This window comes from Actinomyces sp. (assembly GCF_030530635.1).
Classification (GTDB): domain Bacteria; phylum Actinomycetota; class Actinomycetes; order Actinomycetales; family Actinomycetaceae; genus Actinomyces.
Map to the genome: position 1 here is coordinate 14,399 of NZ_JAUMUL010000052.1, position 11,158 is coordinate 25,556.

Genomic DNA, 11,158 nt, shown 5'->3' on the forward strand with positions numbered 1-11,158 from the left:
GGGGGGGGGGGTTGACCCCGGGGGGCTGACTTCCCCGGGGGGTGCGCCCCCCCCCCACGGGGGGGGGGCCCCACCGCTGCGCGGTATCGGTTTCCTGATACCGAAATATCGCCATATGTTGACTCGTGTGACATCGTGATGCTAGGCTGTTGCTTATGAATGCGGTATCGCGCAGGTCGGTGTTGGGTAGTTCGCTCTTGATGGTGTGCAGTGCTGGCACGGCGTCATGTTCAAGCGACTTTGACGGGGGTGGTTCTACGGCCTCAGGAGGTGTGACGCTTGATCCCTCCTCGCCCTCGTCTGCGTCATCGTCGGCAGTGGCTGCGGATACGGGTGTGCTGAATGTTGTTTGGCAAGGAGCTTCGTTGAGGGCGCAAGTGGGTCCTGCGGTGGTTGAGAATGGCTACACGGTGTTGCGTGTAGTGTTCAGCACTGATGCGCGGGATGAGATCAGGCTTGGTCATGCGTTGGACGGAGGCTGGACAACGGCCATGGTCTCGATGGCGGGCGTGAGTATAATGTCGTTGGCGACCGGCGAGGTCTTTCGTGAGTTGAACACATATACGCCCGTTGGATATGAGTCGTTTTCTAAAGATATTGATTTGACCTTGTTTCCGGTGTTTGGTGCGTTGCCGGATGGTGTCAGTACGATCGAGGTGTTTGTGCCGAGCATGGGTGTGGCAGTTGGCGTGCCGGTAGTGGGTGCTGATGAGGCTGGGTTCGATGCGGCAGCGGCGTTGGCGGAGGCAGAGATTGACGCGAGTGTTGACTCTGGCCCCTTTGAGCTAAACTCAATAGTGGTGGCTGCGGATGGTTCGTCGGATACGACGCAGGATGATGTCTCGACGACGGTGAATGTGTCGGGCGATGTGTTGTTCGCAACGGATTCAGCTGAGTTGTCTGGTGAGTCTGACGGGGTGCTGGGCTCGGTTGTGGAGCAGTTGGGGCTCTATCCGTCGGGTGGGGAGCTCACGGTTACGGGACATACGGATGATGTGAGCACAGATGAGTATAATCAAGATCTGTCTGAGCGACGGGCGAAGGTCGTGTCCGATCGGCTGATGGAGTTGATGGACTTGTCCGCCTGGAGTGTGTCGGTGTTGGGCAAGGGTGAGTCTGAGCCGCGGGTTCCGAATAATTCGAATGAGAACCGGCGGTTGAACCGGAGGGTGGAGGTCGTGTTGACCCCCAAGGACCCCAGTGAGGCCAGTACCACAGACACCGCCTCGACTGGTGGGGTGGGTGCTATGCCGGAGCCCAAGGGGCCTACGGGGCGCGGACCGGATGGCGTGTCGATAGAGATCGACGGGGTTCCGGCCCGCATCTCCCTCGACCGTGTCACCAGAGTAGGAGAGTACTTGGTCGGAACTGTCGCCTTGGAGGCCGAGCGGGACGTGAGTACGCCGGTCAGTTTGTTGTCTTTGCCGGACTACTTGCTCCAGCTACGAATGTGGTACTCGTTTACGACAACAGGATTTACGCTGTTGGCGGGAGACAAGCGGTTCCTGGTTAGTGACTTTCAGTTGTCTGGGGGGAAACATCGTCCGATGGTCAATGGGCAAATGTTGCCGAATTTGGTGGCAGGTACTCCTATGCTGTTTCCAGCGGTGTGGCCGGACACCGGAGAACGTTCGGTGGTGCTAGATATGGTCGGAGGGCGAAGTGTACATAGTGAGATTCTGACTGTACGGCTCACTGACGTTCCGGTAGTCGAGGAGTAGACGGACGATAAGTAGACGAGTATATTCATGTGCGCTGATGGGGGACGCGATATGAACCATGCCGCGTGTCGGAGAGTCTATCGATTTGCGCGCGGTCTGTGCGGAGAAGACCGCGGAGCGATCAACATCTTCCTGGTCGGAACGCTGGTTGCGCTGCTGACGATCGGGATGATCATCATCATTCCGTTGGGTGACGCGATTGCGGACCGGCGGAACGCCAACACGGCGTCCGACGCAGCGGTGCTGGCGGCGGCCGGCTACTGTGCGGACCGGATCGAGGATGCGTATGAGGACGCCCTGGAGGCCACAGACGCCGAGACGTTCTGGGGCTACTTCGGCAAGCCGATCTTCTCGTACTGCTCGGGCGCCTCCACACAGGCCACGCGGTACGCGAGCAGTAACGACGCGACGCTGACCTCCTACAGCCAGCTCTCGGGACTGCGATTCCAGGTCTCCGTGCGGATGGATGACGAGATCGCCGAAACTGGCCTGCAATCGACGTCCACGGCCACGGCCAAGATGACCTTTGAGCAAGGCGCGTGCGTGTCCCGGGGCCTGCTCGGCGTATCGGTGAACGGCTCGTGCTACACGGCCCCGGGGGTCGGCTTCGGGCAGGACACATCCACTCAGAAAGAGAAGGACGCCGAGTCCGAAGGTGAAGAGGACGCAGAGGAGGAGTCGTTCGATCTCACGGACGGGCTGCCCGACTCGGCCACAGTCAGCACCAGACTCGTCTGATCCAGATGAAACGCCTTCTCCCAAGGCGTCCCCGCCGCCACCGCGCGGAGCAGGGATTGCGCGGGTACCGGGGCATGATCGCGGTCATTGTCATGATCGCGCTCGTCGCCGTGCTCGCCCTGACCGGAACCTTCCGCCGCGGACTCTGCGCTCTCGACCCGGACTCGTGCACAGCCACCCCATCCGGCGGCACGAACTCCACCTACTTCGGCACCGGCGCACTGCCCGCCGCGTCCGACGAACGCGCCGTTGCCACGGGGGTAGGACTCGATGCGGTACCTCCCGGCCGCCACAAGACCGCAGCGGGAAAAGCACCTGCGCTCACAGCCGGCTTGGCAGCGTCGCTCGAGCAGTTGTGGACGCCGCTCACCGGTGTAGAGCAGGCCGGGATGGCGGACACTACGGTGCTCATCCCGCTGGAAGAAATGGCCTGCGGCACTTCCGGCACCGGGCCCTGCGACACCTGGGAAGGGCTTCAGAGCGACTCCACGGCAGAGCACACGCAGGGAGCAGATCGGCTCTCCCTGCTCGGGCTCGACCCCTTCGTCGGGATTGAGTCCGAGACCAGCACGCTCGACCTGACGCTGGCCAACAGTCCCCTGCGGCAAGGCGGTTCCGGCAGCTCGGCAATCCTGTACCGCCACTCTCAACGCCTGCGCGACGGCGCCACAACCGAGACATGGGCGTGGCAGGCGTCCCCGGAGACCGCTGCCGTGGTAAGCGTCGAGCGTCTGCGGGGCGGCCTGCTCCACTCCGTGAAGATAATCGGCGCGACCACGGGGGCCGACAACCAGGTCATATGGACCACAATTTGTATTCCGGTCACCGACTCCAGTCGGGAAGCGCTGGACCAGTGGGTATCCGCATTCACCGTGGACGGCCCGGCGCTGCCAGACGATCTGTGGGAACCCACCGCCGCCGTCGGCCCAGACGACGACGTCCTGCTCCGCCTAGTCCACGCAACCGGTCAGGTCACGCGAGAAGCCCTCTCCAATGGCGACGGATCGCCGGGAGTCACCCCTCAGGTGCTCCGCGACGATCCTGAGCACGCCAGCGCCGGCCTGGCGGTCACCAGCACCGAGACTCTCGCTGAACCCGACGCACTCGGCCGCCGCGAGTTCAAAGCCGAGGAGGACCAATGAGCGCGTGCGCTGCAATGCAACGGGACTTGGCACGGCTCGCCTGCCTCGGGGCGCTGCTGGCGGCTCTGGGCGCATGTTCCGCGGGCGGATCCGCGCTGCCGGCCACGACTCCCATCCCGGCCGCGACGGTGCAGACCAAGACCGCTGACGCGAACGGCATCACCCTGCAAGTTCCCAGCACGTGGGTATCCCACCTGCATACGGTGTCGACGACGGAGAACGACACGGATGACGATCCCTGGTCGCTCCACATGACCGACCCCGACGGAGACTCCGCGCCGGTGCTGGCCATCAGCGACGTGCTGCGCACCGCCAGCGGCGAGCAGGCATACCAGGCGGCGTCGGCACTGCTGTCATCCAGCATCACCGGCTATCGCCTGACCGGCGCCTTCACCTTCCCCACGCCCGCCCACTCCGACGCCCCACAGGTACCGACACCGACGCCGACGAGCACGCAGGAGACGACTGCTGTGCCGGATGACGCAGCCGAGCCGACACCGTCGTCTTCCGCTGCGCCAGCTCCTATGGCGGAGACGGTCGCGCGGATCGCCTTCGCTTATGAGCGAGGCGAGGTCCATACGAGTGGAACCGCCTGGATCGTGCCCGCCGAGGAGGGATACGTCGTCGTCGTGCTACTGGACGACGACGACTCGATCCGCACGGCGATCGAGGCCTCACTGACGGGAGGCGGAACATGAGCAGCAGCCCGCATCGCGCAGGGATCAGCCGTCGCCGCGCCGTCGGGCTATTCGGTGTCGTACCGCTGATTGGCATGACCGCATGCTCCGGTTCCTCGGTCATGCCTGCGGGCTGGGATCGCGCCGTTGTCTCAGGGGCCTATGTACCGGTGCGCAGCGACTGGCAGCACACGGCGGCCCCCGGGGGCATCGGCCTGTTCTCCGACATGTGGCAGGAGGCGGCTTCGCCGTCACACGTACTTGCTGTCGGCAGCCCCTCCGCAGGGCTCGACCTCCAGGGCATGCTGGCCGAGACCGAGGACACCTTGCGCAGCAGCCTGCCCGGATTCCGGGTGACCAGCCAGCAGGCGGCGGCCGAGCGCTCTGGCGGGCAGCTCCTGTACGAGGACTTCACCACCACGTTCACCGGTGCGACCAGCGGGCGAATCTGGCTGCTGACGAATGAGAAGTCGGCGATCGCCGTCGTCCTGATGGCGGAGAACCTTGATGAGAGCTATCGCGACGTCGTAGACGCGGAGCTCTCATTGCAGTCCTCTGACCTGCCTGCCGTCGATTCCGGCTGGACCAGGGTCGGGCGGGGTACCACCAGCTTCGCCGTGCCGGGCACCTGGGCGGTTACCGGCGCCCCCACGAAGTCTGAACGCTGGACCGACAGCTGGGCAGACGCAGACATGGACGGCGCCGCGCGGGCGCGGGTACTGCTCGCGCCCGACACCGGGGAACCAGGTGTGGTGGACGCGCTCGCCCAAATCGAATCCGACGCCGTCGCCGGCGCCCTGCCCCGGTACGTACGGTTGTCGGAGCCCGTGGAACTGGAGCTCGACGGACAGGAGAACGCATCCGGCATTCGGGTCTACTTCGCCTATGGGAACGGCAGAACCGCGCAGGGAGCACTGTGGGTGCTGAGCATCGCGGGAACCGTCAGCGCAATTCAACTGTCCTTCTCCGGACCCACCGACCAGGGCATTGTCTCAAGGATGGAGCGGAGCATATGGCTTACAGCCACCTAACAATAGCCGTAGGCACGCCGCGCCGCCGCGTGCTGGGGCTCATTGCGGGCTCTGCCGCCGTCGCGGCGGCGGGAATGCTCGCCGCCTGCTCGCCCAATGAGCCGTCAGAAGACGCGGGCGGGGCGGAGGGCCGAACCACACGGGACAACGATGCAGGCTCCGCAGACGCGCCGGACGTCAAGGCGGCTCCCCTAGCGGTCACCGGTCAGGCGGTTCAGCCCGTGACCGGCATACAGCTGACGCTGCCCGGGGACGTTCGGGCACTGACGCCCGAGCGAGTCGGAGAAGGCCGAGCCCAGGTCACCTACGTATGGGCCGACGGTGACGACTGGGGACACCTGGTCATCGAGGGGCCGAACTCATTCACCGCGGACGACCAGTCAGCCGCCATGATCGCGTCGAATGCCGAGCGGCAGCGCCTGATAGCTGCGCTCATCACCCCCTCCGAGCCCCGAAAGCTCGAGTGGGAGGGCTTCGCCCAATGCGTGCAGTTGACCTGGAACCAGCGCACCGTTCCGCCGGGGTGGTCGCAGGAGACCTCCGTGGACGCCCTCGCGCTGTTCTGCGTTGCGGCGGGCGGCCGGGCGTACACGGTGGTGGCGTACGGGCCGGCAGGGGCGCTGAACGCGAACAGTGACACGTTCAGCGCGCTGTGCAGCGCAACGGTGGCGGACCAAGCACAGGGGTGACCGTGCCTCGAAGTCGGGGCGCAGCATGGGGCGCCCGCCCCTTGTCGCGCTACTCAGACCTCCGGGATGCTAGCGGCATAACGTCGCAGAATCTACGAAGGGCACCGTTGTGAAAAGCGTGATGAAGTATAAGCGTGAGGAGGGGCAGGGTACCCTCGAATATGCGGCGGTGATTGTTGCCGCAGCGGTATTGGTGCTCGTATTGATCCTGTTGGCAACGCCGTGGGGCAAGAAGGTCGGATGCGAAATCCAATCCGCTCTAGACAAGATGCTTGGCGGTCCGGGCTATTCCTGTAGCGACATAGAGGCTGAGGATGACAGTCATAAGCCAACCGAACCATGCGTGCTGTCGGAGTCCGCGCGCGAGAAGGCGGTGAGTGGGACGATAATAATCACGGTCGAAGGCGGTGGTCGCATTGGAGTCGAGAAGATGAGCGACGGTACGTATCGTGTTACCCAGACCGGGATCCTAGACGTAGGGTATCAGTTCAATACGAGTGGGATTTCAGTAAGCGGAACACGTGACGACAAGACGGTAGGAATATCACAGGGCGGAGCAGACGCAGGAGCGGAGGTCGGCGTGTCGGGAGAAGCGTCTTCCACATTCATAGTCGACTCCGAGGAGGAGAAGGATAAGCTGGTCGACTATCTACAGAATCAAGTGGACACGGCAGTCGTGACCACAGTCAACCCCATATTCGGTGGCGTAAAATGGGTGTGGGACTGGGGTTGGGACACCGGTGGGGCGCGCACCTATTCGCCGCCCGAGCCTGCTGAGAAAACCTATCAGCTGGGTGCAGATGCAGAAGTCAATGTCTCGGCATCCGGCGGAGGCGTTAAAGGCGAGGCAAGTGTAGGGGGTGCGGCGGCGCTAGGAGTTACAACACACAACGACGGTACAGCTACCTACTATTACTCTGCGTCAGCATATCTAGATGCCTCGGGGGAGCTCTCGTTCGACATAACCGGAGATAATTCTGGCGACGGGAAAGAAGGTGGTGTGGATACAACCGTTGAGACGAACGCTGCGCATGCCGGAGTGCGAGGCGAAGCGGAAAACCTAATCGCGGTAACGGTTGACGAGTCGGGTAACCCTACTTCGATGTCCATGACTACTGTGCTATATGGCGAGGCCGACGCGGGAATAGCGGACATCTTCGGGGGTGATGACTATTCATGGAAAAAGGGTGGCGGGAAAGTCTACGAAAACACTATCGACATGACTGATCCACGGTCCGCAGACGTAGGGTATGATCTGATGCTTGCTGCAGGCATTCCGGTGTATGGTGTCGCTAAAACGGCGGCGGGCGATAATCCCTACGCGAACTTTCTGCAAGAGGCCAGGGACAACGGCGTGTCGACGCGGAGGGACATCACGGCGAAGGATGGTACGACGAATGTAGGTATCGAGGCGATTGGGAGGTTCGGTGCCATTAATCTGGGCTTTGGCTACGAAGACGAGACTACGTCTGTCGAGTATGGAAACGGGGAATACTGGAATGGCAATAGCTGGGCCGACTGGGGCGAATGCTAAGGAGATTGCATGATGTTTGTTGGTCGTCGTGTTGTATGTTCTAGTGGGTTGATGATGATACTGAGTGTGATGGCTGGCTGCTCCGGAGGGCATGAGGAATCTGCTGGTGCCGCCTCGACGGGTGGCACAGTGCAGGCCGATAAGGTTCCGTCTATGGAGCCGACTGAGGTTCCGACAGTGTCGGAGTGGCGGCCGGCGTCGGAAGTGTCCCCGGCTCCTGACTTGCCAAGTCGCGGGATCAAGCCGTTCTCGCCGCCGTCTGGCAAGCAGGTGGAGATGTATGGGCTGGTCCTGACTGTGCCAGAGGAGGCAAGCGTACGGGAATGGACCAATGACCGGGGTCTGCCGATGACGTCGGTGATGCTGGCCGGTGAGGATGTGGAGTTTCCATATCTGGTGGTGAGCCATGTTGACAGTTCGGGGAACACGTTGGAGGAGGAAAGCTACGTACAGGAGCTGATGCTTGCTGGGCCCGGGCGTCAGGACACGTATGTGGCGCGCACGCCGGAGTCGTGGCCTGTTGGGTCAACGATGGTGGATGCCTACATGATGACGTGGACCCATCAGGAGCAGATTGATGACGGGACGAGTGTGACTACGGACCGGGCTGCGCTGTTCATTGCTGATGGTGCTACGGGTAGGTGGCGGATCATCGCAACCGCGCAGCCCGGGGAGCTGACTGAGGACAGCATGGCTTGGCAGGCCATGCTCACCGCCACAATTGACCGGCCATGAAAGGATGACTGTGGAGTCTTTGCGTAGATTACGCAATATCGTCGGAGGTTGCTTGGCGGGGTTCGTCACCGCTCTTGTGGTGGCCGTTGTTGTCATGTTGGTTCCAGGGCTGGTTTCCGCCACAGGGGCTTACTCTACGAGTTTGGTGACCCCGTATGTGTTCTTGGAAAGTTTGCGGCAACTGGTCGTGAGTTGTGTCATGCTAATGGTGTTGCGTTCCGGCGGTGGGTTGCGGAACCGGACTCAGGGCCTCGCTCATGCATGTGCGTATGCTATCGGAACTTCTCTGTTGGTGCTGTTGTTCCAGTTGGCGACGCTTCGTCAAACCGGGATACCCATGCTGGTCGAAGCCGTGGCTTTGCTCGCTGGCTCGCTCATAGCTGCTGCTGTGGTACGTCCTAATTCTGGAGAGAACGTGCCGACGTCACCGGGGGTGAAATCCTACACGGGTTAGTGGTGCCGGGGCTGCGTTCTTGTTGCGACTATGCACGATGCTGAGTTGTGCGGTGACTCCGTTAGCGGAGTCGATGCGGGGCGGTCGTGACCGCCACGACGCGCCCCCTGTGCCCGACATGCACGATACTGAGGACGTAGCGAGCGTAGTGCTGTCGAGGATGTGTGCCCATATCAGGCATTATGGCTTAGATGCCGGCACCGAAGTCGCGCTCGGTGTCAAGGTTGGAGGAGGGGTCGGCATGAGTCGTGAGGATTCTGTTCCGGTCTCGTCGCAGTATTTTGCGTCGCCCTCGGTGCCGGGTGCGCAACGGCAATTCAAGGAGAATGAGTTGTGCTTTGACGAATAGAGTGAGACTGCGATGTTGGTGATATTATGCTTGAGTGTATAGGTGTGGCTGTGAGGCGTAGGACATTTACTCTTGGCGCGGCGCTGCTTGGCGCTCTAAGCGTGTCCGCTGGCTGCTCGAGGTTCGGGCATTCTACCCCGGACGGGTGGTATCGAGCTACGCACGGGTGTGGCGCGTTCGATCTGCGGAATGATTGGCATGAGGTTGAGATTCCCGCGGATGCTAACCTTCTTGGTTGGGACTACATCGTGCAGGATGCTGCTGAATTCGGTGTCCCGGATACGCAGGTGCGACTCGGCGCCATGACGAACGGCGGGTACAACGAGTATTTGGTGTATCCGCCGGAGTCTGCGGAAGACCTCGCGAGTGACATGGCCGGCTTTGCGCTGTTCAATGACTACAAGGCCAAGTCTGTGCATGCGGTTCGAATGGAAGGGGTGGCGGACGAGATTTGGAGGATCGACTACCCCAATGACGATCCCGTGACGCTGTCTTACCGGAGGGTTATTCATGGGGTGTATGTGAAGGTGAGGGCGAGTACGGTGGTGATGGTTGTTGGGAAGGTTTGTATGGGTCGGCGGTAGCCGGTGTGTAGGACGCGCCAGGTTTTGAGGTTGGCGATGGCCCGTTCGACCATGTAGCGGATGGATGGGGTTGACCGCGGTGTTGTAGGCCTTGTCGGTCTCGTGCAGGGGCTGTCCGGGTAACTTCTTGATGGGGGTGGTCATGCCCAGCCCGATATATCCCTTGTCGCCTATATGGAGGGCAGCGGTAGCGCCGTCGGGCAGGTGGTCGGGTGGGACGTCCAGCAGGCCGCTGGCCCGCAGCGCGGCGGCGTCATGCGTGGCTCCGAGTAGCGGGTCCGAAACCCAGGCGATCGCCCCGGAGGGAGTGCAGGCCACCTGCACGTTCAGCCCGGTGGTGCGGCACTTGCCCGAGAACAGGCCCGGGACACCCTTCCAGTCCCAGCACTCCAGCACGGTTCCGTCAATGATCAGGGTTTGGGTGGGATCCAGGTCCTCCACCGTCGCCACCGCCCGACCGAGGGCGTGGGCGATCAGGGTGGTGTAGGCGCCGATGATGCGGGAGGCGGTGGGCTGGGAGATGTCGAAGATCTCGGCCAGCAGCTCCTGGCTGATGTTGTGGCGCAAGGCCATCATGGTCGGGGCTTGCCCCTGTTGTGTGGACACGGGGGTTTGGTTCATGCGGCAGGTTCCAGCATAGTGGCTGGCGTCACTGGTGTGTAGTGGTTCTCGTAGGTGTTCGGGGGCAGGTTGTCGCAGTAGGAATGCCTGCGTACGGTGTTGTATCGGGTCAGCCACCGGAACGCCTGACGGCGGCAGGTCAGCTCGTCAGGCCATGCGCGTTCGTCCATGAGTACTTCCCGCTTGAGTGCGGCATTGAACGACTCCGCCAGAGCATTGTCGGCACTGGTACCAACCGCGCCCATCGACTGGGTAACCCCCATGTCCTTGTAGGCCTTGTGGAACGCCGAAGACGTGTAGACGCTGCCATGATCGGAATGGAAGATGGCACCCTGCAGGCTCCCGCGGGTCCGTGCGGCCGCCTATAGGGCGTCGATCACGAGGGATGTGCGCATGTGGTCGCGCACCGCCCAGCCGACCAGGCGCCGGCTGTAGCAGTCGATGCCGGTGGCCAGGTACAGGTTGCTCCCGTCAGCCAGCGGCAGGTAAGTGATGTCGCCCACGTACTTGCGGTTGGGGGCGTCCGCGGTGAAGTCCCGTTTCAGCAGGTCGGGGCACTTCGACGCCGACTGGTCCGGTACAGTGGTACGCACCCGACGCCGCTTGCGGTAACCGACGATCGAGGCGGCCCGCATCAGACGCGCCACCCGCTTACGGTTGATCCGCCCGTCGGAGCCCTTGTCGATCCCGTCGTTGAGTTCGGCGGTGATCCTGGGCGCCCCCATGGCGCGGTCGCCGCGGTTAATCTGCCGTATCCGCTCGGTCAGCGCGGCATCGGCCGCGGCCCGCTCCGCCCGTCTGGGAGCACCGGCCTTCCAGGCGTAGTAGGTAGTAGGAGGAGCGGGCTACCTCCAGCAACTCGCACAGCCGCTCCCGCCCCATG

At 62.6% G+C, this 11,158-nt stretch carries 9 protein-coding genes and 1 pseudogene; 8 read left to right on the top strand and 2 right to left on the bottom strand.

All coding sequences use genetic code 11. From position 1 onward, the window contains the following. The first annotated feature begins 365 nt into the window (after window positions 1-365). The 8 genes from Q4A20_RS11320 (at window position 366) to Q4A20_RS11355 (ending at window position 8,267) form a co-directional block, all read left to right on the top strand. The gene (locus Q4A20_RS11320) at window positions 366-1,721 is read left to right on the top strand and encodes an OmpA family protein (RefSeq protein WP_303123035.1); all 1,356 of its coding nucleotides are present in this window, start codon (window positions 366-368) and stop codon (window positions 1,719-1,721) included. Window positions 1,722-1,772: 51 nt separating this feature from the next. Continuing rightward, entirely contained in the window at window positions 1,773-2,459 is a 687-nt protein-coding gene (locus Q4A20_RS11325) for a pilus assembly protein TadG-related protein (protein WP_303123037.1), read from the top strand. A 5-nt stretch (window positions 2,460-2,464) separates the two neighbouring features. Continuing rightward, entirely contained in the window at window positions 2,465-3,601 is a 1,137-nt protein-coding gene (locus Q4A20_RS11330) for a hypothetical protein (RefSeq protein WP_303123039.1), read from the top strand. Continuing rightward, window positions 3,598-4,299, top strand: coding sequence for a hypothetical protein (locus Q4A20_RS11335; RefSeq protein ID WP_303123041.1), 702 nt, complete (start codon window positions 3,598-3,600; stop codon window positions 4,297-4,299). The genes Q4A20_RS11330 and Q4A20_RS11335 overlap by 4 nt, the downstream gene beginning before the upstream one ends. Continuing rightward, window positions 4,296-5,309, top strand: coding sequence for a hypothetical protein (locus Q4A20_RS11340; protein WP_303123042.1), 1,014 nt, complete (start codon window positions 4,296-4,298; stop codon window positions 5,307-5,309). The genes Q4A20_RS11335 and Q4A20_RS11340 overlap by 4 nt, the downstream gene beginning before the upstream one ends. Continuing rightward, complete coding sequence (locus Q4A20_RS11345) at window positions 5,291-5,998, top strand: hypothetical protein (protein ID WP_303123044.1); 708 nt, start codon at window positions 5,291-5,293, stop codon at window positions 5,996-5,998. Before Q4A20_RS11340 ends, Q4A20_RS11345 begins: the two co-directional genes overlap by 19 nt. Window positions 5,999-6,119: 121 nt before the next feature. Next, entirely contained in the window at window positions 6,120-7,532 is a 1,413-nt protein-coding gene (locus Q4A20_RS11350) for a hypothetical protein (protein WP_303123046.1), read from the top strand. Between the two features lie 9 nt (window positions 7,533-7,541). Continuing rightward, window positions 7,542-8,267: a hypothetical protein gene (locus Q4A20_RS11355; protein ID WP_303123048.1), complete on the top strand. Its 726-nt coding sequence runs from the start codon at window positions 7,542-7,544 to the stop codon at window positions 8,265-8,267. Between the two features lie 898 nt (window positions 8,268-9,165). On the opposite strand, the gene Q4A20_RS11360 is transcribed toward Q4A20_RS11355, so the two are convergent. Both Q4A20_RS11360 and Q4A20_RS11365 read right to left on the bottom strand, forming a co-directional pair. Next, window positions 9,166-10,275: a transposase family protein gene (locus tag Q4A20_RS11360; protein ID WP_303123050.1), complete on the bottom strand. Its 1,110-nt coding sequence runs from the start codon at window positions 10,273-10,275 to the stop codon at window positions 9,166-9,168. After that, window positions 10,272-11,158, bottom strand: a pseudogene (locus tag Q4A20_RS11365) (IS3 family transposase); the annotation flags it as partial. The gene Q4A20_RS11360 and the pseudogene Q4A20_RS11365, both read right to left, overlap by 4 nt.